The sequence below is a fragment of the Azospirillum sp. Marseille-Q6669 genome, from assembly GCF_965111635.1.
The window spans coordinates 420,777-445,543 of record NZ_CBCOOP010000004.1 but is presented as its reverse complement, the minus strand read 5'-3'; the positions used below and the strand labels follow the sequence as shown (position 1 = coordinate 445,543).

General features: G+C 69.0%; 19 protein-coding genes. 7 read left to right on the top strand and 12 right to left on the bottom strand.

From position 1 onward, the window contains the following. Positions 1-216: 216 nt before the first annotated feature. From ACWPXE_RS23490 to ACWPXE_RS23470, 5 genes are read left to right on the top strand one after another with little or no spacing between them, the layout of a single operon-like run. A complete protein-coding gene (locus ACWPXE_RS23490) occupies positions 217-1,080 on the top strand; it encodes a branched-chain amino acid ABC transporter permease (RefSeq protein ID WP_454019752.1) in 864 nt (287 codons plus the stop codon). Positions 1,081-1,095: 15 nt separating this feature from the next. Next, positions 1,096-2,799, top strand: coding sequence for a branched-chain amino acid ABC transporter ATP-binding protein/permease (locus ACWPXE_RS23485; protein ID WP_454019751.1), 1,704 nt, complete (start codon positions 1,096-1,098; stop codon positions 2,797-2,799). Next, positions 2,796-3,530, top strand: a complete 735-nt coding sequence (locus tag ACWPXE_RS23480) for an ABC transporter ATP-binding protein (protein ID WP_051658670.1) — start codon at positions 2,796-2,798, stop codon at positions 3,528-3,530. Before ACWPXE_RS23485 ends, ACWPXE_RS23480 begins: the two co-directional genes overlap by 4 nt. Before the next feature lie 26 nt (positions 3,531-3,556). Next, positions 3,557-4,630 (top strand): SDR family oxidoreductase, encoded by a 1,074-nt coding sequence (locus ACWPXE_RS23475; protein WP_137118482.1) that lies wholly within the window; start codon positions 3,557-3,559, stop codon positions 4,628-4,630. Positions 4,631-4,644: 14 nt separating this feature from the next. Beyond that, positions 4,645-6,324: an AMP-binding protein gene (locus ACWPXE_RS23470; protein WP_454019750.1), complete on the top strand. Its 1,680-nt coding sequence runs from the start codon at positions 4,645-4,647 to the stop codon at positions 6,322-6,324. Between the two features lie 86 nt (positions 6,325-6,410). Here ACWPXE_RS23470 and ACWPXE_RS23465 read toward each other — a convergent pair whose 3' ends face one another. Beyond that, positions 6,411-7,367, bottom strand: a complete 957-nt coding sequence (locus tag ACWPXE_RS23465) for a GlxA family transcriptional regulator (RefSeq protein ID WP_454019749.1) — start codon at positions 7,365-7,367, stop codon at positions 6,411-6,413. A gap of 121 nt (positions 7,368-7,488) precedes the next feature. On the opposite strand from ACWPXE_RS23465, the gene ACWPXE_RS23460 reads away from it, so the two are divergent. Further along, on the top strand, positions 7,489-8,298 hold the full coding sequence (locus ACWPXE_RS23460) for an SDR family NAD(P)-dependent oxidoreductase (protein ID WP_454019748.1): 810 nt from the start codon (positions 7,489-7,491) through the stop codon (positions 8,296-8,298). Between the two features lie 110 nt (positions 8,299-8,408). On the opposite strand, the gene ACWPXE_RS23455 is transcribed toward ACWPXE_RS23460, so the two are convergent. The 11 genes from ACWPXE_RS23455 to ACWPXE_RS23405 all read right to left on the bottom strand — a co-directional run bounded on the left by ACWPXE_RS23455 (position 8,409) and on the right by ACWPXE_RS23405 (position 21,080). Beyond that, positions 8,409-9,956 carry a PepSY-associated TM helix domain-containing protein gene (locus ACWPXE_RS23455; protein WP_454019747.1) on the bottom strand — a complete coding sequence of 516 codons (1,548 nt, stop codon included), beginning with the start codon at positions 9,954-9,956 and terminating at the stop codon, positions 8,409-8,411. Then, complete coding sequence (locus tag ACWPXE_RS23450) at positions 9,953-10,243, bottom strand: hypothetical protein (RefSeq protein WP_454019746.1); 291 nt, start codon at positions 10,241-10,243, stop codon at positions 9,953-9,955. Before ACWPXE_RS23450 ends, ACWPXE_RS23455 begins: the two co-directional genes overlap by 4 nt. After that, a complete protein-coding gene (locus ACWPXE_RS23445) occupies positions 10,240-12,711 on the bottom strand; it encodes a TonB-dependent siderophore receptor (RefSeq protein ID WP_454019745.1) in 2,472 nt (823 codons plus the stop codon). Before ACWPXE_RS23445 ends, ACWPXE_RS23450 begins: the two co-directional genes overlap by 4 nt. A gap of 179 nt (positions 12,712-12,890) precedes the next feature. Then, positions 12,891-13,931 (bottom strand): FecR family protein, encoded by a 1,041-nt coding sequence (locus ACWPXE_RS23440; protein ID WP_454019744.1) that lies wholly within the window; start codon positions 13,929-13,931, stop codon positions 12,891-12,893. Between the two features lie 20 nt (positions 13,932-13,951). Continuing rightward, positions 13,952-14,545: an RNA polymerase sigma factor gene (locus tag ACWPXE_RS23435; protein WP_454019743.1), complete on the bottom strand. Its 594-nt coding sequence runs from the start codon at positions 14,543-14,545 to the stop codon at positions 13,952-13,954. Positions 14,546-14,708: 163 nt separating this feature from the next. Next, on the bottom strand, positions 14,709-15,383 hold the full coding sequence (locus ACWPXE_RS23430) for a GntR family transcriptional regulator (RefSeq protein ID WP_454019742.1): 675 nt from the start codon (positions 15,381-15,383) through the stop codon (positions 14,709-14,711). Between the two features lie 119 nt (positions 15,384-15,502). After that, complete coding sequence (locus ACWPXE_RS23425; protein WP_454019741.1) at positions 15,503-16,786, bottom strand: TRAP transporter large permease; 1,284 nt, start codon at positions 16,784-16,786, stop codon at positions 15,503-15,505. Beyond that, positions 16,783-17,385: a TRAP transporter small permease gene (locus ACWPXE_RS23420; RefSeq protein ID WP_454019740.1), complete on the bottom strand. Its 603-nt coding sequence runs from the start codon at positions 17,383-17,385 to the stop codon at positions 16,783-16,785. Before ACWPXE_RS23420 ends, ACWPXE_RS23425 begins: the two co-directional genes overlap by 4 nt. Positions 17,386-17,417: 32 nt before the next feature. Further along, positions 17,418-18,599: a mandelate racemase/muconate lactonizing enzyme family protein gene (locus ACWPXE_RS23415; RefSeq protein ID WP_454019739.1), complete on the bottom strand. Its 1,182-nt coding sequence runs from the start codon at positions 18,597-18,599 to the stop codon at positions 17,418-17,420. 88 nt (positions 18,600-18,687) lie between these two features. Then, positions 18,688-19,707, bottom strand: a complete 1,020-nt coding sequence (locus ACWPXE_RS23410; RefSeq protein ID WP_454019738.1) for a TRAP transporter substrate-binding protein — start codon at positions 19,705-19,707, stop codon at positions 18,688-18,690. Between the two features lie 230 nt (positions 19,708-19,937). Continuing rightward, positions 19,938-21,080, bottom strand: coding sequence for a patatin-like phospholipase family protein (locus ACWPXE_RS23405; protein WP_454019737.1), 1,143 nt, complete (start codon positions 21,078-21,080; stop codon positions 19,938-19,940). Between the two features lie 228 nt (positions 21,081-21,308). On the opposite strand from ACWPXE_RS23405, the gene ACWPXE_RS23400 reads away from it, so the two are divergent. Beyond that, a complete protein-coding gene (locus ACWPXE_RS23400) occupies positions 21,309-24,590 on the top strand; it encodes a PAS domain S-box protein (RefSeq protein ID WP_454019736.1) in 3,282 nt (1,093 codons plus the stop codon). Positions 24,591-24,767 lie beyond the last annotated feature (177 nt).

Below are 24,767 nucleotides of genomic sequence, written 5' to 3'. Positions count from 1 at the left end.
AGATTCAATGCAGTAACCCTCTCCCCTCCGCTCACGCGCAAACGAAGTTTGCGCTGACGCGACAGGCGGACCTTTGGTCCGCCAAAAGCGGGGAGAGGGTGGCCCGGAGGGCCGGTGAGGGGGTTGCGCTTTTGCCGGACGTCCCGCCATGCGCAACCCCCTCACCCCAACCCTCTCCCCAGGGGGGAGAAGGGAAAGAGACAGGAGCGCCATTCCATGGATTTGCTCATCCAACTGACCCTGAACGGTCTGTTCAACGGCGCGCATTTCGCCCTGCTGGCGATGGGCTTCGCGTTGATCTTCGGGACGACCGGCGTCGTGCATTTCGCTTATGGGCCGGTCTACGCGGTCGGCGCCTACGCCATCTGGGCGCTGGCGGCGCTCGCCGGGCTGCCCTTCTGGGCGGCGGTTCTGCTGGGGATCGCCTTCACCGCGGCGCTGGGCGTCGGCTGCTACCTGTTCATCTACCGCCCGTTCGAGATCAGCGGCAGCCCGCCCTTCGTCGTTCTGGTCGCCTCGCTCGGCCTGTTCATCGTCATGAAGAACCTGATCGGCATCGTCTTCGGCACCGGGGTCAAGACGGTCGACAGCGTCGCCTACGACGTGCATTTCGTCGGCAACGCCTTCTTCACGACGGTTCAATTGGGGCAGGTGGCGGCGGCGCTGCTGGTCGGCTGCGGCATCGCGCTGTTCCTGCGGGCCAGCCGCTACGGCAAGGCCATCCGCGCCATGGCCGACAACCGCGAGATGGCCACCGTCATCGGCATCGACACCACGCGGCTGTCCATCCTGGTCTTCGCGCTGGGCTCGGCCGTGTCGGCGGTGGCCGGGGCGCTGGTCCTGCTGCGCGACGGGCTGAACCCCAACATGGGCTTCGGCGCGGTGTTCGTCGCTTTCGTCGCGGTGATCGTCGGCGGGGTGGGGTCGCTGCGCGGGGCGGTCATCGCCGCCTTCCTGCTGGCCTTCGTGCAGAGCCTGGGCATGTGGCAGATCCCCACCGAGTGGCAGAACACCATCGTCTTCGTGGTGCTGTTCGGGTTCCTGCTGGCCCGCCCCTCCGGCATCGTCCGCCGGGCTTAGGGGAGAGGCACAGTCATGGAATATCTCGCCCACATCCTCGTCATGGTCTGCCTCTACGGCATCCTGGCGACTTCCTTCAACCTGCTGATCGGCTTCGGCGGCATCTTCGCGCTGGCGCACGCCACCTTCTACGCCAGCGGGGCCTATGCCGCCGGCATCCTGGCGACGAAGCTCGGCATCGGCTTTCCCCTCACCCTGCTGGCCGGGACGGTGGTCACCGCCGGCATCGGCCTGCTGGTCGCCTTTCCCGCCATGCGGGTGGGCAGCCACTATCTGGTCGTCATCACGCTGGCGTTGCAGGCCATCACCATCGACGTGCTGATGAACAGCAAGCCGCTGACCGGCGGGCCGGACGGCATCGCCGGCATTCCCCCGGTGTCGCTGTTCGGCACGGCGCTGACCAGCCCGGTGACCTTCCTGCCGTTGGCCGCAGTGATGGCGGCGCTGTGCTGCGCTGTCGCCTGGAGGCTCGGCGCCTCGCCCTTCGGACGCTCGCTGCGCGCCATGCGGGAGAACGAGGCGGCGGCCCAGGCGGTCGGCAAAAACCTCGTCCGCATGAAGCTGGTGGTCTTCGCGATGTCGGCGGGGCTGGCCTCGGTCGCCGGTTCGCTGGTCGCCCACTACATCGCCTTCGTCAACCCGGAATCCTTCACCATCGAGGAGACCATCCTCATCCTCGCCATGGTGATCCTGGGCGGCATGGGCAATTTGTGGGGCTCGCTGGCCGGAGCGGCGATCCTGGTGCTTCTGCCGGAGGGGCTGAAGTTCGTCCATGTGCCGGGCGACATCGCCGACATGGTGCGGCAGGTGATCTACGGCGTGGTGCTGATCGTCATCCTGCGGCTGCGCCCGGAGGGGCTGTTCCCCGAGACGGTGTTCCGCACGCCGACCGGGGCCGCGCGGTCCAGCGTTCCCGCCAACGGCCCGCTCATGGGCGCGCTTGAGCGCGCAGGCGGCACGCCGGGAGAGGTGGTGGTCTCCGCGACCTCGCTGTCCAAGCATTTCGGCGGCATCCAGGCGGTCAAGGACCTGACCATCGACCTGAAGCGCGGCGAGATCGTCGGGCTGATCGGTCCCAACGGCGCCGGGAAGACGACCGCCTTCAACCTGCTGTCCGGCTTCCTGCGCCCGACCGGCGGCACCATCCTCTACCGCGGGCGCGACGTGACGAAACTGAAGCCGCACGAGGTGGTGGCCGCCGGGCTGGCCCGCTCCTTCCAGGACCTGAAGCTCTTCACCAAGTTGACGGTGGTGGAGAACATCCTGGTCTCGCTGCCCGCACAGCCGGGCGACCGCCCGCTGGACGTCTATTTCCGCCCCGGCCTCGTCCGCCGGGCCGACCGCGAGAACGTCGCCCGCGCGCTTGAGATCGCCTCCTTCGTCGGGCTGCTTGCCAAGGCCGACGAGACCGCCGCCAACCTGTCCTACGCCGAGGAGAAGCTGCTGGTCATCGCCCGGCTGCTGGCGACCGGGGCCGACGTGCTGCTGCTTGACGAGCCGCTGTCCGGCCTCGACACCGTGACGGTGGAGCGCATCTGCGGGGTGATCCGCGACCTCGCCCGCGCCAACAAGGCCGTCTGCATCATCGAGCACAATCTGGAGGTCATCCGCGGCGTCTGCGACGAGATCGTCTTCATCGACGAGGGCCGCGTGCTGACCAAGGGACCGCCGGACACGCTGATGCGGGACCGCGAACTGGCCGAGAGGTATTTCGGATGACCGAGATTCACACCATGCCGATCGCCGAACCCGTCCTGGAGGTGCGCGGCCTCAGCGCCGGCTACGGCAAGCGGGCGGTGGTCCACGAGGTGGACCTGACGGTGCGGGCCGGCGAGATCCGCGTGCTGCTGGGCCACAACGGGGCCGGCAAGACGACGCTGGTGCGCTCCGTCTTCGGGCTGCTGCGGCCGTCCGCCGGGACCGTGCGCTACCGGGGGGAGGACATCACCCGGCGGCGCTGCGCCGACAATGTGAAGGCGGGGATCGCTCTGGTCCCGCAGGGGCACGGCATCTTCCGCAGCCTGACCGTGCGCGAGAACCTGGAACTCGGCGCCTACACCGCGCAGGACCCGGCGGAGATCCGGGCGAACCGCGACGCGGTGATGGACCTCTTCCCGATCCTGCGCGAACGCGCCGGCCAGATCGCCGGCACCATGTCGGGCGGCCAGCAGCAGATGCTGGCGATGGGCATGGCGCTGATGCACCGGCCCGACGTGATGATCCTCGACGAACCGTCCATCGGCCTCGCCCCCAACCTCGTCCAGCGCGTCATGGAGGCCATCGCCGAGGTCAACCGGGCGCTGCGCATGGCCGTGCTGATGGTCGAGCAGAACGTTGTCCACGCCCTGCCCATCGCGCAGAGCGTCACCGTGCTGCGCACCGGCCGCAAGATTTACGAGGGCCCGCCCGAGCCGCTGGGCGACCGCCAATACCTGATGACTCTCTTCTAAGAATTCCGCACAGAAGGATCGTGTTCATGGCCCGTCAGAAGATGCTGATCGTGGGTGCGCTGGGGACCGTCGGCCGCCCGATGCTGGAGCATTTCGAAGCCTCCCCGGAATGGGACGTCTGCGGCGTGTCGCGCCGCACCCCGGATTTCGAGACCACCGCCGAATGGGCCGCCGTCGATCTGCGCGACCCCGACGATTGCCGCAAGCTGCGCGAGATCAAGGGCGTCACCAACATCTGCTACACCGCCGTCTACGAGAAGCCCGACGTGACGCGCGGCTGGTCGGAATGGGACCATGTCGAGACCAACCTCGCCATGCTGAAGAACGTGGTCGAGAATGTCGAGGCGGTGTCGCCCAACTTGCGCCACATCACGCTGCTGCAGGGCACCAAGGCCTATGGCGGCCATCTCGGTCCCTTCCGCCAGCCGGCGCGCGAGAGCGACCAGCGCTACATGCGCCCCAACTTCTACTACGACCAGCAGGACTGGATCAGCGAACGCCAGCAGGGCAAGGAATGGAGCTGGAGCGTGCTGCGCCCGCAGATCGTCTGCGGCCTCGCGGTCGGCAGCCCGCTGAACATCATCACCGCCATCGGTGTCTTCGCCGCGGTGTCGCGGGAATACGGCCTGCCGCTGCGCTTCCCCGGCGGCGCGTCGCGCATCGGCGAGGCGACCGACGCCCGGCTGATCGCCAAGGCTGCCGAATGGGCCGGCACCAGTCCGCAATGCGCCAATCAGGTCTTCAACATCGCCAACGGCGACGTCTATGTCTGGGAGAACGTGTTCCCCAAGGTGGCGGAGCTGTTCCGCATGGAGCTGGAGCCGGCGCAGCCCTTCTCGCTGGCCCGCATCATGCCGCAGAATGAGCCGATCTGGGACCGCGTCGTCGCCAAGCACGGTCTCAAGCCCTACAAATACACCGAGGTGGTGCCGTCCTGGCAGTTCGCCGACTTCCTGTTCGGCTACGGCCAGCGCCCCAACCCGCACCACATGAGCACGATCAAGGCGCGCAAGCTGGGCTTCCACGACTGCGTGGACAGCGAGGAGATGTTCGTCGATCTCCTCCAGGAACTCCAGAAGCGCCGCATCCTGCCGGAATGAGAGAGGCCCGCCGCATGACCATCACGCGCAAAATCCACGGCGTTCCGGTGCAATGGGAAACGCTGCCGGCGCTGGTCGCCGCTCGCGCGGCGCAGCACGGGGGCGCGCCCCGGCTGACCGTCGCCGGACGGGCGATGAGCTACCGGGAGCTGGACGGGGAGTCCAGCCGCGTGGCCGCCAACCTGCACCGGCTGGGGGTGCGCCGGGGCGACCGGGTCGCCTGCTTCCTGCGCAACGCGCCGGAGCATCTGCTGACTTGGGTCGCCGCCGGCAAGCTGGGGGCGATCTGGGTGCCGCTGAACGCCGGTCTGGTGGGGGAGGATCTCGTCCACACCCTGACCAACGCCACGCCCGCCGTCCTGGTGGTGGATGGGGAACTGGCGGAGCGGGTCGAGGCGGTCGCGGACCGGCTGCCCCGCATGCGCGTCTACGCGGTGGACGACGGCGAGGAGAGGGGAGGCGGTCGCTTCCCGCCCTTCGCCGAGCTTCTGGAGCCGGGGCATCCGTTGCCGGTGGTGGCGGTGTCCGGTGGCGATCCTGCGGTCATCATCTACACCGGCGGCACCACCGGCCTGCCCAAAGGTGCCCTGCTGCCGCATTTCGCCTGGATCGCGGCGGGAATGCGCTACGTCGAGGCGTTCGAGACGCGGCCGGACGATGTGCATTACTCAATCCTGACGCTGTTCCACGTCGGCGGGCTGATGCTGGGGGTGATGGGACCGATGGTCGCCGACATCCCCACGGTGATCGACCGCCGCTTCAGCGGCAGCAACTTCTGGGCGCGGGTAAGGGAGACCGGGGCGACCATCGTCGATCTCATCGGCACCATGATCACCGTGCTGACCGAACAGCCGGAGAGCCCGGCCGACCGCGACCACCGGGTGCGCGTCTCGCTGGGGGTGACGGGGCAGATCCCGCCCGCCGTTTCCGACCGATTCGTGGAGCGCTTCGGCATCGGCTTCGTCAACGTCTATTCGCTGACCGAGACCGGCGGCGTGCTGATCGTCAACAACCGGATGGACTCGCCCAAGCCACGCGCCAACGGCCTGACCCACGGCTGGGCGGAAGTGACCATCCTGGACGAGGATGACCAACCGATGCCGCCGGGCGTCACCGGCCAGATCGCCTTGCGCCCCCGATACCCGCACATCTTCATGTCGGGCTATTTCAACGCGCCGGAACGCACGCTGGAATGCCTGTCGAACTTGTGGCTGCACACCGGCGATCTCGGCCATCTGGACGCGGACGGCTATCTGCACTTCACGGGGCGTCAGGCCCATTGGCTGCGCCGCCGCGGCGAGAACGTCTCGGCCTATGAGGTGGAAAGCGTGCTCAGCCAGTGTCCGGGCGTGCGTGAGGTCGTGGTGGTCGGCACGCCGTCGGAAAAGGGGGAGGAGGACGTGAAGGCCTTCGTCATCCGCGAACCGGGCAGCGGCGTGGAGCCGGCCGCCATCGCCGCGTGGTGCGAGGGCCGCATGGCCGCCTTCAAGATCCCGCGCTTCATCGCCTTCGTGGAGAGCTTCCCCCGCTCCGTGACGAAGCGCGAAGTGGAGCGTCACAAGCTGCGCGCGTTGTCGAACGACGGAATCTGGGACCGCGAGGCGGTGACCTCGGGGCCAAGTCCTGTCGCCAAAGGTCCTGTTGCCAAAGGGACTGGCGTCAACGGGCCGGTCGTCAACGGGTTGGCGGGTTAGCAGGACGAGGCCACCGTCTTGTGATGGGCTTGGCGCGCTTCGGGACGCGGGGTCTGCACCGATCCACCGATGTGGGCCCCAGCCGGTCAAGCGGGTGCCTCGGTGGATCGCACGTCCTGCCTTGCGGCCCGCCGCATCGCCTGGGGCGGCTGGCCGAAGGCGCGCAGAAAGGCGCGCCGCATGCGCTCCGGATCGGCAAAGCCGCTCTCGCGGGCGATGATCTCGACCGGGTGCCGCGTCTGCTCCAGCATCAGACGCGCGCTTTCCAGTCGCAATTGCTCCACCGCCTTGGCCGGGGACTGCCCGGTCTCGGCGCGGAAGGCGCGGCTGAACTGACGGGGGCTCAAGGCGGCGGCCCCCGCCAACTCCTCCACCGACAGCGAATTCTTCAGGTTCTGCCGCGCGTAGGTCAGCGCCGCCTCGATGCGGTCGGACTTCGCCGCCATCTCCAGCAGTTCCGAATGCTGGGTCTGGCCGCCGCCGCGGCGATGATACATGACCAGCTTGCGGGCGACCGACCGTGCGATGTCATTGCCGAGATCCTTCTCCACCATCGCCAGAGCCAGATCGACGCCCGCGGTCATGCCGGCGGAACTCCAGACCGGCCCGTCGATGATGAAGATGCGGTCCTCCTCCACCTGGATGGCTGGAAACCGCGTCCCCAACTCGCGCGCCAGAAGCCAGTGGGTGGTGGCGCGCCGCCCGTTCAGCACACCGGATTCGGCGAGCACGAACGCGCCGGTGCAGATCGCGCCCAGGCGCCGCACGGCGGGCAAACGGCCGGCGATCCAGGCGCGCAGCCCGTCGCTCGGCCGGGGCACCTCCACACCGCCGCCCACCAGCACCGTGTCGAAGTCCTGCCCGGCAAAGGACTCGCTGCCCACCGCCATTCCGGTGGAACTGCGCACCGCCCCTCCATGCTCCGAGACGGTGACCAGCTCATAGATCTGATCGCCCGCACAGATGTTGGCGAACTCGAACACCGAACCCGCAGCCAAGCTCATCATCTGGAAGCCCGGGTAGATGACGAAGCCGATGCGCATGGCGGAATCTTCTCGTGGCTGAAAAGGAGGGATATACGACATTCAGGCCAAGCGCCAAGTGTTTTAAACATGTCCTCACGCCGGGCGGCAACGACGCGGCCCGCAGACAGGACACAGACCCATGAGCCTTTCCCCTCTCGGCACCGCGCTCGTCACCGGCGCGTCCTCCGGCATCGGCGCAATCTACGCCAACCGTCTGGCCGACCGCGGCCACGATCTGATCCTGGTGGCCCGCAACCGTGGCAAGCTCGCCGGCCTCGCGGCGCAGATCGCCGACCGTACCGGCCGCTCCGTCGAGGTTGTCGCCGCCGATCTGGGCGACAAGGCCGACCGGCGCGCGGTGGAGACGGTGCTGGCGACCGACGCCAGCATCACCATGCTGGTCAACAACGCCGGAGTCGGCGCGACGGCCCCGCTGCTCTCGGCCGACGTCGATGCCATGGAGCGGATGATCGACCTCGACGTGACGGCGCTGATGCGGCTGACCTACGCGGCCGCGCCGGCCTTCGTGGCGCGCGGACGCGGCACGATCGTCAACATCGCCTCCATCGTCGCAATCGGGCCGGAAATCCTCAACGGCGTCTATGGCGGGGCCAAGGCCTTCGTCCTGGCGCTGACCCAATCGCTGCACCACGAGCTGGCCGCCAAGGGATTGCGGGTCCAGGCGGTTCTGCCCGGCGCCACGGCCACCGATTTCTGGGGAACCGCCGGCACGCCGGTGGAGCATCTGCCGGGCGAGATCGTCATGCCCGCCGCCGCCATGGTCGACGCGGCGCTCGCCGGGCTCGACGCGGGCGAACTGGTGACCATCCCGGCCCTGCCGGATGCCGCCCAGTGGCACGCCTACGAGGCCGCCCGTCAGGCGATGCTGCCCAACCTGTCCCGCAGCGAACCCGCCGCGCGCTACCGCGTCGCGTCGCCTTCCGCCTGACCCCCGCTGCCTTCCTTCCTGACGCTTGGCACCCTCACCGGCGTGTCTGAGCTGATCGCCCTCGCGCTCAATCGCCACGCCGTCCGGCGATCATCATCCCAAGGTGAGGCTCAGAGACCACGCCGTGCCAGCGCGCCCTGTGGGCGGTCGACGCCCCGGGGTGCCGCGCGGAAACGGCGCCGGGCCAGCAGCGCGAACAGGGTGCCCGTCGCCAGGGCGGTCAGGTCGATGCCGGCCACGCCCCACAGCCCGCGCGCCAGCGTCACCCCGAGATGGGCGTTGCTGGTCAGGGCGTTCATCAGCGGCAGGGCGGCCCACAGCAGAGCCGCCGCCGCCAACTGCTCGCCCCAGGCGCGCTGGACGCCGCGCAGCGCCGGGTGCAGGGCCGTGAGAAACCACGCGGCGAAGAAGGCGAGGGCCTCGAAGGTCTCCCGCCCGGCCAGCCCGGCGGGCAGCAGCCGGTTGGCCCAGAAATAGGCGGCGATGGCGATGGGCAGCCCGACCATCACCGCCAGATTGGCGCCGTCGGCCAGACGCAGCCCGAAGGACGGGGTCGCCTCCCGCTTGCGCCGCTTGATGATCCAGTAGACCTGCCCGGTGCCGATCATCGCGGTGCCGGCCAGCCCGCACAGGATCATCGCCAGCCGCAGCGGCGTGTCGGCGAAGCGCATCATGTGCAGGCCATAGGCGCCGGCCCGCGTTGCGGCGGCTCCGCCCGTCCCGTCCCAGACCTCGCGCACCACGCCGGTCGTGCCGTCGAACAGGATGGCTTCCGGCGTGATCACCACCCGGTCGGAGTCGGTGCGCTTGAGAAGAATGGTGGCGGCGGCGTCGCCCGGGTTGTCGATGACGATCCATCCCGGCCGCCCGCCGTCCCAGCGCTGCGCCGCCTCCGCCAGCAGCGGCGCGATGGCGGTCAGGGGGGCGGCCCGCCCCGCGGCGGCCGCCGGCGGCGGCTCGGCGTAAACGGCGGTGTTGAAGGCGGCCGGCCGGTCACCGAAGGCCGCTTGCAGGCCCCAGGGCATGTAGAGCAGCATCAGCGGCACCAGCCCGGTCACGGTGATCAGCGCGTGGTAGGGCAGCACGATGATGCCCAGGGCGTTGTGGACGTCCATCCACAGCCGCGTGCGCGACCGTCCGGGGCGGAAGGCGAAGAAATCCCAGAAGACCCGCCGGTGGATGACGAATCCGGTGATCAGCGCCACCAGCAGGGCCACCCCGGCGGCGCCGATCAGATAGCGTCCCACCAAGCCGGGAACGCGCAGGTCGAAGTGGAAGTAATAGAGGAAATCGCCACCGAAGGTCGCCCGCGCCTGCAAGGGGCGCCCGTCCGCCGGCTCCAGCGCCAGCTTGCGGAAGGCGGGCTGTATCCCCGGCGGGTTGTAGACGTAGACCTGGGTCGCGGTCCGCCGCTCGTCGGGCAGCGTGATCAGCCAGCGGCGGGCCTGCGGAGCCTCGCGCCACAGGCTGGCGATCGCCGCCGCCGCGGCGTCGGGGCTGTTGGTCGCCTCGACCCGCTCGGGCTGCATCCAGCGGGTGATCTCGAAGCGGGCGTAGGCGGTGGTTCCGGTCAGGAAGACGCAGAACAGCAGCCAGCCGACCACCAGCCCGCCCCAATTGTGCAGCCACGTCATCGACAGGCGAAAACTGCCGTTCATACCCCGGTTCCCGTCATGCTTCTCAACAGTGAGACCGCCGCCCAGACCGCCGCCGTCAGGCTGACGGTCCAGGCCAGGGCGCGCAGGGCGCTGGCCGCGGCGAAGACCATCACCACGGTCAGGACGCAGGGCAGCAGCGCCGCCATGGTGGCGGTCAGCACCGCCTCCGCCCGGTCCTGCACGGCCGGCAGCGCCAGGGACAGCGCCGCCGCCGTTCCCGCCGCCAGGGCGTAGCCGCCGACGACGGCGGTCACGACCCGCAGCGCGATCTCTCTGCTTCGCGTCACCAGGAATACTTCAGCGAGCCGATGACGGTGCGGCGCAGGCCGTAGTAGCAGTTGGTCGCCCGCGAGCAGGCCGCGACATACTCCTTGTCGAAGAGGTTGTTGGCGTTGATCGCCGCCTGCACGCCCTGGAGTTGCGGGCTCAGATAGGACAGGTCGTAGCGCAGGGCGGCGTCGACCAGCGTGTGGGACGGCACCTTGAAGCTGTTGGCCGGATCGCCGTAGGTGAAGCCGACGTAGCGCAGGCCGACGCCGCCGCCAAGACCGGCCAGCGGGCCGTCCTGCACCGTGTAGTCGCCCCAGGCCGAGGCCGAATGGGTCGGCACGGCGACCGGCCGCTTGCCGCGGTCGGCGCCGTTGCTCTTCGTCACCTCGGCGTCGAGGAAGGTGTAGCTGGCCACCGCGTTCAGCCCGGCGGCGAGGCTGACGCGCGCCTCTGCCTCGAAGCCGCGGGAGCGGACCTCGCCGGTCTGGATGTTGTAGTTGGTGTGCAGCGGATCGGGCGTGGTGACGTTCTGCTGGGTGATGGTGAAGGCCGACAGGGTGAACAGGCTGCCGGAGCCCGGCGGCTCGTATTTCAGCCCGGCCTCGTACTGCTGGCCGGTGGTCGGCTCGAACGGGTTGCCGTGGAAATCGCTGCCAGAGGTCGGCTCGAAGGATTCCGAATAGCTGGCGTAGGGCGCCAAGCCATTGTCGAACAGGTAGAGCGCGCCGACGCGGCCGGTGAAGGCGTCGTCCTGCTGCGACGTCCGCCCCTGGTTCAGCCGGTTGCGCTGCTGCGTCTCGGCCCAGTCCTTGCGCCCGCCCAGCAGGACAGCGAGCCCGCCCCACTTGATCTGGTCCTGGGCGTAGATGCCGGTCTGGGTGATGCGGGTGGCGGTGCTCTGGTAGATCGGCGGGGTGGCGATTGGCAGCCCGTAGACCGGGTTGAACAAGTCGAGGTTCGGCGCCGCCGCCTGCCCACGCAGCGTGTCGCTCCGCAGCCGCTGGTGGTCGACGCCGGCTAGCACGGTGTGGCGCAGCGGGCCGGTGTCGACGGACACCTGGAGCTGGTTGTCGACAGTCAGGTCGTGGGCGCGCTCGCGGGCCGAGAAGGTGGTGCGCCGCGTGGTGCGCAGGTCGGGCAGCAGGCCGGACGCGTAGACCTGCTTGAGGTCGAGGTCGTTGTGCAGGTAGCGGGCGTTCTGCCGCACCGTCCAGCGCTCGTCGAACCGGTGTTCGAAGCGATAGCCGACGCTCATGGTCTTGCGGTCCCAGGTGTTGAAGTTGGGATCGCCCGTGAAGAGCCTGGTCGGCAGCGTGCCGTTGGGGTTGGGCAGCACGGTGCCCTGGGCTGGCAGGTAGTTCAGCGGCGAATCGTCGTAATTGTCGCGCTGGTAGAGGCCGATCAGGGTCAGGCTGGTGTCGTCGGTCGGCCGGATGGTCACGGTCGGGGCGGCGGCCAGCCGGCGGCGCTCCGCAATGTCGGTCTGGGTGTCGGTGTCCAGCGCGACGCCGGCGAACCGGTAGGAGAGCCTTCCGTCGCCGGTCACGTCGCCGCCGATGTCCAGCGCGGCCTGCTTGCGGCCCTGGTTGCCCGCCTGCAGCAGGATTTCATGCCGGGCGTCGGGGGAGGGCTGCTTGGTCACCATGTTGACCAGACCGCCGGGGCTGGTCTGGCCGAACAGCACCGAGGCCGGGCCCTTCAGCACCTCGACCCGCTCGAACAGGTACGGGTCGATGCCGGAGGTCAGGAAGCCGCTGCCCTTCAACCGCAGCCCGTCGAGATATTCGTTGAAGGACACACCGGTGGTGCCGTTGCCGCCGAAGCCGCGCACCGAGATGCCGTCGCCGCCGAAGGAGGAGGAGCCGCCGTTGCGGGCGGTGGTGACGCCGGAGGTGTAGTTCAGGACGTCGGCCAGACTCCGCACCGCCTGGGCGTCCATCTGGTCGCGGGTGACGACGGAGATCGACTGCGGCGTTTCCAGGATCGGCGTGTCGGTCTTGGTGGCGGTGGCGCTCTGGCGGGCGGCGTAGCCCATGACCGGGCCGGTCGCCCGCTCGCGCGTGCCCTCGACGGTCACCGGGTCCAGCACCACCCCGCCGGTTTGCGGCCGCGACAGCACGGCGCGGCCGGGGCCGGTCATCTGGTACGACACGCCGGTGCCGGACAGCAGGCGGCGAAGCGCCTCGTCGGCGCTCATGGTGCCCGACACGCCGGGCGAGGACAGGCCGCGCGCCACCTCGGCCGGGAAGCCGACCTCCCAGCCGCTGACCGTGCTGAAGGCGTTGAGGGCCGTGACCAGCCCCTGCGGAGCGATGTCGAACCGCTGCCCGGCGGTCTGTCCCGCCGCCTGAGCCACCTGTTCGGCGGTCTTGGCCGGCGCCGCCATGACGCCGCCCCCCGCCGTGCCCACAGCGGCCATCGCCGACGACAGCAGCACCGCCCGCAGCAGGGCCGTCCCCCGACGCCCCCGTGCACCCTTATCCATGATCCCCGCACCCATCGTAACGCTTTCCCCATGATCGCGACGTCTCAACCGGCCGGACCGGCGCCGCCAATTGCAAATGCGACGCATTCCTAAAAGCCGTGTCGACCTGACGTTCGGGGATCGCGAAAAGCGGAAATTTTTTACGGGGCTTGGCGCGGGTGGAGGGGAAAACCGGCGGATCAGGGGCGCGGGCGCAGGATCAGCAGGGCGTCGGACAGCCGCAGGGTCTCGGCCCGCACCAGCCCGGCCAGGGCCGTCGCCGTCCGCACCGGATCGTCCAGCCGGTAATTCCCGGTGATCCGCCGGTCGGCGAGGGAGTCGGGAACCACGATCAGGCCCGGATAATAGCGGTCCAGCTCTTCCAGAACCTCCCCCAGGGGCCGGTCCTCGAAGACCAGCCGGCCATCGACCCAGCCGAGCGCCGCCGACAGGTCGGCGGGATGCCCCGCGCCGATGCCCGACGCGGTGACCACCACCTCCTCGCCCGCGCGCAGGCGGACGGGGAGACCGTCGGGACGCGCCACGTCCACGGTGCCGTGGCGCACCGTCACCGTCACCCGGTCGTCCAGATAACGGACGGCGAAGGCGGTGCCGACCACGGTCACGACGGCGGAACCGGCGGAGACCCGGAAGGGACGGGCGGGGTCGGGCGTCACCTCGAAGAAGGCGGCCCCGCGCAGCAACCGGGTCTGCCGCTCGCTGCCCACGATGTCGGTGGCCAGCGCCGTCCCGGTGTCCATCAGCACCTGCGATCCGTCGGCCAGCATCACACGCTCCTGAACGCCGGTCGCGGTGCGATGGTCGGCCTGCAGGCGCAGCGGCAGGTCGGCGGCCCAACCCAGCCCGACCGCCACCATCACCGCCGCCGCCCACGCCATTGTGCGACGTCGCACCGGATGGCGGGGCCGGGCGCGCGATCGCGTTCGGTCGCGGGCTGGCGCTCCGGCGGTGGGCCACCGAACCGTTTCCGGCGGTTTGGACGCCGGTGCGTGGGGTTCCGGCGCGACGTCCGGAGTTGCGGTTGACGCCAGCGCGTCGGTCAGGAGGGGCGAGACCCACATGGCCTGCGCCAGGTCCCAGGCGCGGGCGTTGCGGGGGTCGGCGGCGCACCAGGCGGCGCAGGCTTGGCGGCACTCCTCGTCCGCGTCCTCCGCCTGCAGACGGATGAACCAGTCGAGCGCCTGCTCCAGCGGCAGGGAGGGGTCGGTGTCGTCAGGCATGGGACCCGCGTGTGGTGCCGTCACGGTCTTTCACCTTGTAAGACGTTCGAGCCGGCGGAAACCCGCAACCCTTCACGATCGGGCCGGCCTTCACGATCAAGCCGGGCAAAAACCTCCAGGCACGCGAGCAGGGCGGTCTTCAGGTCCTTCTGCACCGTGCTGACCGAGACGTCGAGCCGTTCGGCGATCTGCGCGTGGGACAAACCCTCCATCCGGTTCAGCAGAAGGATGCGGCGCTGCCGCTCGCTCAAAGCCGCCAACGCGGTCTCCATGCGGGCCAGCCGCTGGCGGTCGCCGGCCTCGGTTTCCGGGGAGGGCAGGGGGGCGGCGACCGCCTCCATGCCTTCGGCGGTGATGTCCTGAGTCACGACGACGGCGTTCCGGCGCTCCCGCCGCAAATGGTCGAGGGCCAGATTGCGCGCCGTCTGGAACAGGAAGGGCGCCGGATACTCCACCGGCCGGTCGCGTTCCGCCGCCCGCACCTTGAGATAGGCCTCCTGTGCCAGATCCTCAGCGGTGGCGGCGCTGCCGACCATGCGGGACAACAGCCGGACAAGAGCCCCACGGTGTCCGATGAAAACGGCGTCGAGCGTCGGCTTGGCGGCGTCAACCATGCGCCACCAAGCCAGGAACCGGTGCCTTCGTGCGATGCTGATCGGGCATGGCCAGCCCCGTTCCTCCACAGACAACCGGCTTGGCCACGCCATGGCCGGTGCATGACAGCGCATTATAGTTAGAATGCGTATCATTCGCAATGATCGGCGGCCCTGCTATCGTCTATGAGCGACCTTCCATGGCCTTCAACGTGCGGTCGCGGGTGGCGATCAGGTGGTCGCGCATCGCCGCCGCCGCCGCCTCGGCGTCCTTGGCGCGCAGCGCCTTGCAGATGGCGATGTGCTCCTCCAGCGAGGGGTCGAAGGCGTTCGGCACCTTCTCGATCACCGCGTTCCGGCACCAGGCCACCGAATCCCGCAGCGTCGCCATGATGCGGGCCAGCCGCTGGTTCGGGCAGTGGGCGAGCACGAAGTCGTGGATGACCTCGTCCACCTCCTGCAGGCGGGCCTGCCGCTCCTCCTCCGGGCCGGGCCGGCCGGCGGCGATGTAGGCTTCGGTCATCGCCTCCACCTCCGCCTCCGGAGCGTGGGGGGTGGCCAGCTCCGTCACCAGCGGCTCCAGGGCGATGCGGAGCTGGAACACCTCCATCAGGGCGTTGCGGTCGATCTCCGCCACGAAGATGCCGCGTCGCGGGTAGATGTGGACCAGCCCGTCCGCCTCCAGCCGCTTGGCGGCGTCGCGCAGCGGCGTGATGCTGATGTTCCACAGCGCCTTGTACTGGTCCAGCATCAGCCGCGACCCCGGCGCCAGCCGGCCGGAGATGATCTCGCTCCTCAGCCGCTCGGTGACCTGCTCGCCGATGGAGGCCGTGTCGAGGGGACCGCTGCCGTCGAGCATGGAAGACCGTTCCTCAGTGAATCGCCGCAGACGGAGGCGCCGCGTCAGGTCCGACATTTTAACACCGCGCCTCCCCCGCCTTCAAACCCGCCTTCACGTCGCTGCGGCATCGGGGGCCGTCACCGTGCCGTGAACCAGGCGAGCGGCGCCATCACCAACTCCGGGAACAGCACCAGCAGGAACAGCACGGCGGTCTGCGCCAGAAGGAAGGGGCCGACGCCCTTCATCAGGTTCGACATCGACATGCGCCCGACGCCGCAGACCACATTCAGCACCGTGCCGACCGGCGGGGTGATGAGGCCGATCGCATTATTTATGATGAAGAGGACACCGAAATAGACCGGGTCGATGCCGGCCTGCTTGATGATCGGCATCAGCACCGGGACCATCAGCAGGATGGTCGGCGCGAAGTCCAGCGCGGTGCCGACGATCAGCACGATGACCATCAGCGCGACCATCAGCAGAAGCCGGTTGTCCATCACCGGGGCCAGCAGATCGGCGAGCTGGGCCGGGATGTTGGACGCGGTGATCAGCCAGGCGGAGATGCCCGCCGCCGCCACCAGGAACATCACCACCGCCGTCGTCTTGGCCGCCGACAGCATCAGCCCGTACAGGTCGGCGATTTTCAGCTCGCGGTAGATGACCAGCCCGACGAACATGGCGTAGACTGCGGCGACCACCGCCGCCTCGGTCGGCGTGAAGACACCGGTCTTCAGCCCGCCGATGATGACCACCGGAAGCAGCATCGCCCAGAAGGCGTCGGCGGTCAGCCGCAGCCGCTCGCGCAGCGGCACCTTGGGCGGCGTGGTCAGGATCTCGCGCCGGGCCAGCCACCACCAGGTGACCAGAAGCGCCACCCCCATCATGATTCCCGGCACGATGCCGGCCAGGAACAGCTTGGTGATGGAGACCTGTCCGGCGACGCCGTACAGGATCATGCCGATCGACGGCGGGATGACCGGCGCGATGATGCCGCCCGCCGCGATCAGCCCGCCGGAGCGGTGGATGTCGTAGCCCGCCTGCCGCATCATCGGCAGCAGGATGGAGGCGAGCGCCGCGGTGTCCGCCACCGCGGAGCCGGACAGCGAGGCCATCAGGATCGCCGCGAACACCGCGACGAAGCCCAGCCCGCCGCGCAGATGGCCGACCCAGGCCATGGCCATGGCGATGATGCGCCGGGACATGCCGCCGGCGTTCATGAACTCGCCAGCCAGCATGAAGAAGGGCACGGCCAGCAGCGGAAAGCTGTTGGCGCCGTCCCACATGTTCTGAACGACGATCTGGGGGTCGAGCATTCCCATGAAGGCCATCAAAGCGAGGCCGGAGACGATCAGCGCGAAGGCGACGGGCAGCCCCAGCGCCATCGCGCCCAGCAGGCTGCCGACGAAGATGAAGATGGTCACGGCGCCGTTTCCTTCAGCGTGTTCGGGCTTGCGAGCGGGCCGGACAGGGTGCCGGGCAATGTGCCGGGTCCTTTGAGCCGGTTCGGGTCCACCTCGCCCATGCCCTCCTCCTCGACCTGGATCAGCTCGTCGTCGCCGACCTTGCCGAGCGCCAGCCGGACCAGGTTCACGATGCACATCAGCCCGATCACCCCGCCGGTCAGGTAGGTGACGCCGAAGACCCAGATCATCGACAGGCCGGTCACCGGGGCGTGGTTCGTCGCGTTCAGATCGTGCTGGAGCAGCGTGCCCTGGACGATGACCGCGCAGCAGACCAGCATGATGACCTGATTGATCGCCCAGCAGACCCTCTTGCCGGCGCGCGGCAGCAGGCGGACCAGGGCATCCACGCCGAAATGCGCGCCCTCACGGAAGCCGATCACGGCGCCGATGAAGGTCATCCACACGAACAGGAAGCGGGGAAGCTCCTCCGACACGTCGATGCCGCTGTTGAAGACGGCGCGCAGCACGACGTTGCCGAACACCATGACCAGCATCGCGGCGATGCACACCACCAGGATGCCGTCGAGAACTCTGAAGAAGAGGGTGCCGTTCCACATCACGGATCTCCGGCGGGACGTCTCCAACCCGGTCACGCGCTGCGCGACCGCACGGTGTAGCGGGCGAGCTGGTCGGGATCGACCTCCACGCCCAAACCCGGCCCGCCGGGCACGGCGAGGCACCCGTCCGCCAGCGTGAAGTTGTCGGTCAGCAGGTCGTCGCGCAGCGGGTTGTGGGTGCGGTCGAATTCCACCATCGGCTCGTTCTGCAACGGCACGCCGAGCGCCGTGTAGGGAACCAGCGGCGCCGTCGCCAGCGCCTGGAGCGCCGCGGCCAGGGCGATGCCGGATCCCCAGATGTGCGGGACGGTCATCACGCCGTGGGCGGTGGTCAGGGCCAGGATCTTCTGCCATTCGGTGAAGCCGCCGGCGCAGCAGAGGTCCGGCTGGGCGATGTCGATGCAGCCCCCGGCCAGCAGTTCGCGGAAGCCGTAGCGGGTGTATTCGCACTCGCCGCCCGCGATGGGCACGTCGATGGAATCGCGCACGCGGCGGTAGCCCTCGCGGTCCTCCGGCGGCACCGGCTCCTCGAACCAGCGGACGTCGAATTGTTCCAACGCCCGCCCGATCCGGATGGCGCCCGCCGTGTTGTAGGCGTGGTTGGCGTCGACCATGATCAGGGTGTCGGGTCCCAGCACGTCGCGGACCAGCGCCACCCGCTCGATGTCCTGGGCGATCGGCAGCAGGCCGATCTTGATCTTGATCGCCGGCAGCCCAGCCTCGCGGTAGCGCTGCACCTCCTCGGCCAGCGCCGCCATCATGCGCGGCGTGTCGCGGAAATAATCCGGGTAGTAGCAGCCGGTGCCGTAGGCCGCGACCTTGTCGCGGAAGGCGCCGCCCATCAGCGCGTGCACCGGCCGGTTCAGCGACTTGCCCCACAGGTCCCACAGGGCGATGTCGATGGCGCTCAGCGCCTCGATGTAGGTGCCCTTCTGGCCGAAGTCGCGGCAGAAGGAATAGAGATCCTCGAAGACCCGCACCGGCTGGTCGGCGCTTCGGCCGATCAGCCGGGGGGCCAGCACGTCGATGATGCAGCTTTCCGGCGGCTCCGCCGGGCCGTACTGCCCGCCCTCGCCCCAGCCGACCAGACCGTCGTCTGTGGTGATGCGGACCAGCAGGCTGTTGCGCTCCGGAAACGCCGCCTGGGAGGAGTAGAAGGTCTTCGCGTTCAGCGGAGTCTTCAGGATGAAGGTGTCGATCTTTTTGATGAGCATCGGGGTTCCCACGGGGAGATCGGGCGTCGGACGGGCGCGCGGACCGGCGGGCGGACTCGCGGCCCGCCCGCGGAGCACAGGACGTGCGTTACGGGTTGGCCTTGCGCAGCTGGCCGAGTTCGGACTGCAGCAGGGTCATCGTGTCGGCGCCGATGGTCGCGGCGTGCTTCTCGTAGACCGGCGCCACCTTCTGGAGCATGCGCTTGCGCTCCTCGGCGGACAGCTCGTTCACCTGCATTCCGAGGTCCTTCAGGCGGGCCAGCGACTTTTCCGACTGCTCGCGGTTCACCCGGCGCTCCTCGGTGCGGGCCACCGCGGCGCAGGACTGGAGCACGTCCCGCTCGGCCGACGACAGGCCGTCCCAGATCTTCTTGGAGTAGAGGATCACCGCCGGCGTGTAGGCGTGGTTGGTGACCGACAGGTACTTCTGCGCCTCGTAGAACTTGCCGGTCTCGATGTTGGCGTAGGGGTTCTCCTGCCCGTCGACCGCGCGGGTCTCCAGCGCCGTGAACAGCTCGCTGAAGGCCATCGGGACGGCGTTGGCGCCCAGCGTGGAGAAGGTGTCCATGAACACCGGATTCTGCATCACGCGGATCTTGGTGCCGCCCAGATCCTCCCATTTCTGGATGGGCCGGCGGGAGTTGGTGAGGTTGCGGAACCCGTTCTCCCAATAGGCGAGATTGACCAGCCCGACGCCCTGGAGCTTTTCGGACAGCTGCTGGCCGACGGCGCCGTCGAGGATGCGGTCGGCCTCCTTCTCGTTCTCGAACAGGAAGGGCAGGTCGAAGACACCCATGGCCGGCACCAGCGAGGCGAGCGGCGAGGTGGAGGCCACCACCATGTCCAGCGAGCCGCCGCGCACGAGCTGCACGGCCTGCATGTCGCTGCCCAGCGCGGCGTTCCAGAAGCTCTGGATCTTCATTTTCCCGCCGGACTTCTCAGCCGCGCAGGCGGTCAGCGCCGAAACCCCGGCGGCGAAGGGGTGGTCCTGGGCGACGGCGGCCGAGAGGCGCATGGTGCGCTCCGCGGTCAGCGCCTTGGCCGGGACGGCGGCGAACAGCGCCACCACGGCGACCGTCAGGACGATGGACAGTTTATCGACGTTCATAGGGGCGCTCCTCCGATCCGCATTTTTCAGGGTCACGGTTCTGTGCCGGACCCAAAAGGTTGATGACGCGCACAATGCCTGATGCATCAGGCATTAGCAAGGTCATTCGCGTGCGAAATCGAACCGCCCAATTGTCGACGGGCGAGTGGTCTGTGCCGCTGCGTGGCGTTGGAACGATCAAGGCTGGGGGTGAGCGTCCTCTTGCGGCGCGGTGCCGTCTCGATCCGGCGTCAGGGCGCCGCACCGCCTTCCGCCGCACCGCCTTCCGCAGCGGCGAGCGCCACCTCTGAATCCACAGCGGCGTACCGGAAGCGGTGGGTGTCTTTCCTGGCGCCGTCCAGCAGGGCCAACCCACTGTCCATATCCCTCCGCCCAGCGGCCCAGCGGTCCGCGATGGACGATGGTGAGAAGTCGAAACCCTTGGCCGCAAGCTCGTGGCTCGCCGCCTGATAGGCCATGTGGATCAGCGTGGCGGTCGCTCCCTCCGGCTCGATCCTCTCGCGCAAGGCGAACTCCCTCTGCAGCGCCTGCACGCTCCGGCGGGCGTGGCTGGCGAACAGCAGGTCGTTGGTGCGCTCCAGAACGGCGTCCAGCGAGGCCGGCCGGGCGCTGCGCAAGCTGAAAAGCTCGACCGCGAAGCAGAGGATGTTCCGGTCGAGCGGTTCCGTGAAGGGCAGGTCGAGCGGCAGATTGTTGGTGTAGCCGGGATCGCAGAACAGGCGGCCGCCGATCTCCACCGGCGGAAAGGCCGGGGTGATGGCGGCGCTCGCCATGATGTGTTCGGGCCGGATCTCGTCCCGGCTGCTGTCGAAGTAAACCTCGTCTCCGGTTTCGATGTCGATGCAGCCAGCGGAAAAGCGGACCTCGGCGCGGTTGAGCAGGTCGAAGTCGATCAGGCGCTCAAGGGTGTCCCGCAACGGCGACTGATCGTAGAGCGCCACGTCGTTGGGCACCCAGGGCAGCACCGACCACAAGCCGGGGAAGCGGTGCCGGAAGATGCTCGGCCGTCCGAAGAGCGTGGCCATGACGGCATGGGCGCCGTTGTAGACCTGCCGGGCCTTCGCATGGCTGTGGGGCAGCAGCCCGGAGGTGTGGAGGGTCGCCTCCCGCCAGAACTGGCGAAGGCGTTCGAGGCGCCGCTCGTGGGGATTCCCGGCCAGGATCGCTCCGGTGATCGCGCCGATGGAGGCGCCGATGATCCAGTCCGGCTGGACGCCACGGCTGTGCAGCTGTTCGTAAGCTCCGGCGTGATAGGCGCCGAGCGCGTTGCCTCCGCCCAGGACGAGCACGATCCGGGGCCCTTCCTGGCGGCGGCGGGATGGCGGCGCCTTGACGGCGCTCGGCTCTGGGCCGGAAACCGCGGATCGAGACATCAGCATCACCCTCCCGTTAGCTGTTTGCGTTCTTCAGCATCTCGCACTTGCGAAATGGACGCTGCTGCGGTGTCCAGCAAGGCCTGGCATTCTCCCCATCCGGGATTCCATGGTATGAACCGCGCCGACTTTTTCTCTGGCTGGTTTGGTTGAGGCAGGCTCGTCGCGGCCGGTTCCGGATGCTCCGGAGCCGTGCCGTGCATCGATGGAATGATAAGGGGCGAGTGCGTGACGGATCGGGCGGCGGGCATCGAAGCCCTGAGAGCCATCGAGGCGGACATCGAGCGCTTGCAGGCCGAAGCCGCGATGCTGCGCGCGCGGCTGGGGCTGTCCCCCGGCGTTTCCGCGCCATTCGAAGCGGATCAGGCGCTCGCCGTCGTGCAGAGCGCCAGCGAGCATGCCATCGTCACGACCGATCTGGAGGGCCGCATCACCGGTTGGAATCCCGGTGCGGCCCACAGTCTGGGCTGGAGCGCGGAGGAGGCGCTCGGCCAGGACGCCGGCACGCTGTTCTTCACCGCCGAGGACCGGGCCGCCGGGCAGCCCGAACGCGAAATGACCTTGGCGCGCACCCACGGCCACGCCACCGATGAGCGGTGGCACACGCGCAAGGGCGGCCGCTTCTTCGCGCAGGGAGAGATGACGCCCCTTCTCAACACCCGGGGCGAGCACATCGGCTATGTGAAGGTGTTCCGTGACCGCACCGGCCAGCGGTTGGCCGAGGATGCGGCCAGCGCGGCGGCCACCGAATTGCGCCTGCTCGCCGACGCCCTGCCCCTTCTGGTTGCCATCGTCGGTCCCGACCACCGCTATCGCTTCGCCAACCGCTTCTACGAGGCGTGGTTCGGCGTGCCGCGTGAGCGTCTGGTCGGCATGCACGCGCGCGATCTGATCGGCGAGGCCGCCTATCAAGCCCGCTTCGCCCAGATGGAGCGCGCATTCGGCGGCGAGGTGGTCGAGTATGAGGGCTTTCTGCCGAACCGGGACGGGGAGCGGCGGGACTGCCACATCCACTATCTGCCGCGGCGCACCGCCGATGGCGCCGTCGACGGCATCTATGTCCAGGTCATGGACATCACTGAACGCAAACGGGCGGAGGAAGCGAGGCGGCGGGCGGACGAGCGCATCCGGCTCGCTCTCGACGCCGACGCGGTCCTCGGCACCTGGGTGTGGGATCTGGTGGAGGATCGTTTCACCGGCGACGCCCGCTTCGCCCGCACCTTCTCCCTCGACCCGGCGGCGATGGAGCGCGGCCTGCGGCTCGCCGACGTCGTTCGGTCGATCCATCCCGACGACGAACCCCAGGTCCAGGCGCTGATCGCCCGGGCGCTGCGCGATGGAGGGCCGTACAGCGCGGAATACCGCGTGCGCCAGTTCGACGGCGCCTATCGATGGATCGAGGCCAACGGTCACGTCACCCAGGACGACGCCGGTCGCCCCCTGCGCTTTCCCGGAGTCCTGTTGAACATCCACAGGCGCAAGATCAACGAGCGTTATCAGGCCGCTCTTCTCCAACTCGGCGACCGCCTGCGCCTGCTCGACGAGTCGGCCGGCATCGCCGCCGCCGCCGCCGAAATCGCCGGCCGGACGATGGAGTTGCTGCGCACCGGCTATGGGACCACCGACCCCTCCCGTTCCGTGATCACGGTCGAGCGCGACTGGTGCCGCTCTCCGGAGGTCGTGAGCACGGCCGGCCGCCACCGCTTCGCCGATTACGGCTCCTGCATCGAGGATCTGAAGCGTGGAGAGGTCGTCGCCATCGCCGACATCACCGTCGACCCGCGCACCGCCGGTGATTGCGGCACCTTTCTGGCGCTTGGCGTCCGCGCCCTGCTGAACGTGCCGCTGATGGAGGAAGGCGGGCTGACGGGCGTCTTCTTCCTCCATCACGATTCGCCGCGCGTGTGGAGCGAGGAGGAGATCGCCTTCGTCCGCGGGGTGACGGACCGCACTTGGGCCGCGATGAGCAAGGCCGAGGCCGCCCAGGCGCTGCGGCGGCTGAACGACACGCTGGAGCAGCGCATCGATGCCGCCATCGCCGAACGCGACCAGCTGTGGCACAGCTCCCGCGATCTCATCGTGATCACCGATCGAACGGGATGCGTCACGCTGTCCAACCCGGCCTGGAACCGGGCCTTCGGCCATCCCGAGGGCATGACGGCCCGTGTCCCCCTCACCGACTTTGTCCATCCCGACGACCACGGCATGTTCCAGCGCGTGCACGCGACGATGGGCATCGGCGAGACCGTCACGAACGTCGAGGTGCGGATGCGCGCCGCCGACGGCGCCGAGCGGCTGATCGACTGGTCGGTGGCGGCGCTGGAGGGTGGCTTTTCGGCGACGGGACGCGACGTGACCGAACAGCGCCGTGTCGAGGAGCAGCTTCACCAGTCACAGAAAATGGAAGCGGTCGGACAATTGACCGGCGGCATGGCGCACGATTTCAACAATCTGCTGCAGGCGATGTCAGGCTGCCTCCACCTGATCGATCGGCGCGCCGGCGAGGTCGCCGGGGTCCGGAAGATCCTCGACGCCGGCCGGCAGGCGGTCGACCGTGGAGCCAGCCTGATCCGCCAGCTGATGGCCTTCTCGCGCCGTCAGAGCCTGCAGCCGGAAGCCTTCGACGTGCGCGATAGGCTGCTCGGCATGCGCGTTTTCCTGGACCGCGCGCTGCGCGCCGACATCCAGCTGGAATTCGACCTGGAGGATGGATTGTGGCCGGCCATGGCCGACCCGGTGCAGTTCGAGCTGGCGGTGCTGAACCTCGCGACCAATTCGCGCGACGCCATTCCGGCGGCCGGACGGGTGGTGATCGGCGCCGGCAACCTCCCGCTCTCGGGCGAGCATGGCCTGCATGGGGACTTTGTGCGGGTGTGGGTCCAGGACAGCGGCCATGGCATCGCGCCGGAGTCGCTTGGGCGCGTGTTCGAGCCCTTCTTCACGACCAAGGCGGTGGGCCAGGGCACCGGGCTCGGTCTGGCCCAGGTCTATGGCTTCTGCCGGCAGTCGGGCGGGACCGCCACGGTGGAGAGCACCGTGGGAAAGGGCACCACGGTGGCCCTGCTGCTGCCGCGCGCCGAGGCGGTTCAGGCGGAGGATAGGACCACGCGGCGGTCCGTGGTGGACGGCGGCGGCGCCCGCGTCCTGCTGGTCGAGGACGATCCCGTTGTGGCTCCGGTCATCACGGCCGCGCTGGAGAATCTGGGCTACCGGGTCACGCGGGCCGCCAACGGGGAGGAGGCCTTGCGCCGCTTGCAGGCGGGGGAGGAGACGGATCTGCTGTTCAGCGACGTGGTGATGCCGGGCGACGTCGACGGCATCGCCTTGGCACGGGCGGCGCGCGCCCTGCTGCCCGACCTGGCGGTGGTTCTGACCACCGGCTACAGCGAGAACCAAGCCGGGCTGGAGGGCCTGCCGGTGTTGTCCAAGCCCTACCGGATCGAGGATCTGGCGACGGTCTTCCGCGAGGAGCTGAACCGCAGGAAGCGATCGCAACCACCGCCACGGTAGCGTCCGACGTCATGGCGCCGTGACGGCGGAGGAAGACTCCCTCCGTCAACATGCGGACGATCCCGGCGCTGTCCCCACCAAGAAAAAACTCTCTTGACCCTGTAGTGACTCCAGGGTCCAGGATGGCGCACGACAGGCAGCCGCGCGTCCTTCCCCACCGCGGCCCCTCATATCGCC

Excerpts from the sequence above, each read along its gene's own strand:
- ACWPXE_RS23490 (WP_454019752.1), top strand. The coding sequence starts at position 217 with ATGGATTTGCTCATCCAACTGACCCTGAACGGTCTGTTCAACGGCGCG.
- ACWPXE_RS23485 (WP_454019751.1), top strand. The coding sequence starts at position 1,096 with ATGGAATATCTCGCCCACATCCTCGTCATGGTCTGCCTCTACGGCATC.
- ACWPXE_RS23480 (WP_051658670.1), top strand. The coding sequence starts at position 2,796 with ATGACCGAGATTCACACCATGCCGATCGCCGAACCCGTCCTGGAGGTG.
- ACWPXE_RS23475 (WP_137118482.1), top strand. The coding sequence starts at position 3,557 with ATGGCCCGTCAGAAGATGCTGATCGTGGGTGCGCTGGGGACCGTCGGC.
- ACWPXE_RS23470 (WP_454019750.1), top strand. The coding sequence starts at position 4,645 with ATGACCATCACGCGCAAAATCCACGGCGTTCCGGTGCAATGGGAAACG.
- ACWPXE_RS23465 (WP_454019749.1), bottom strand. The coding sequence starts at position 7,367 with ATGCGCATCGGCTTCGTCATCTACCCGGGCTTCCAGATGATGAGCTTG.
- ACWPXE_RS23460 (WP_454019748.1), top strand. The coding sequence starts at position 7,489 with ATGAGCCTTTCCCCTCTCGGCACCGCGCTCGTCACCGGCGCGTCCTCC.
- ACWPXE_RS23455 (WP_454019747.1), bottom strand. The coding sequence starts at position 9,956 with ATGAACGGCAGTTTTCGCCTGTCGATGACGTGGCTGCACAATTGGGGC.
- ACWPXE_RS23445 (WP_454019745.1), bottom strand. The coding sequence starts at position 12,711 with ATGGATAAGGGTGCACGGGGGCGTCGGGGGACGGCCCTGCTGCGGGCG.
- ACWPXE_RS23440 (WP_454019744.1), bottom strand. The coding sequence starts at position 13,931 with ATGCCTGACGACACCGACCCCTCCCTGCCGCTGGAGCAGGCGCTCGAC.
- ACWPXE_RS23435 (WP_454019743.1), bottom strand. The coding sequence starts at position 14,545 with ATGGTTGACGCCGCCAAGCCGACGCTCGACGCCGTTTTCATCGGACAC.
- ACWPXE_RS23430 (WP_454019742.1), bottom strand. The coding sequence starts at position 15,383 with ATGCTCGACGGCAGCGGTCCCCTCGACACGGCCTCCATCGGCGAGCAG.
- ACWPXE_RS23420 (WP_454019740.1), bottom strand. The coding sequence starts at position 17,385 with ATGTGGAACGGCACCCTCTTCTTCAGAGTTCTCGACGGCATCCTGGTG.
- ACWPXE_RS23415 (WP_454019739.1), bottom strand. The coding sequence starts at position 18,599 with ATGCTCATCAAAAAGATCGACACCTTCATCCTGAAGACTCCGCTGAAC.
- ACWPXE_RS23410 (WP_454019738.1), bottom strand. The coding sequence starts at position 19,707 with ATGAACGTCGATAAACTGTCCATCGTCCTGACGGTCGCCGTGGTGGCG.
- ACWPXE_RS23405 (WP_454019737.1), bottom strand. The coding sequence starts at position 21,080 with ATGTCTCGATCCGCGGTTTCCGGCCCAGAGCCGAGCGCCGTCAAGGCG.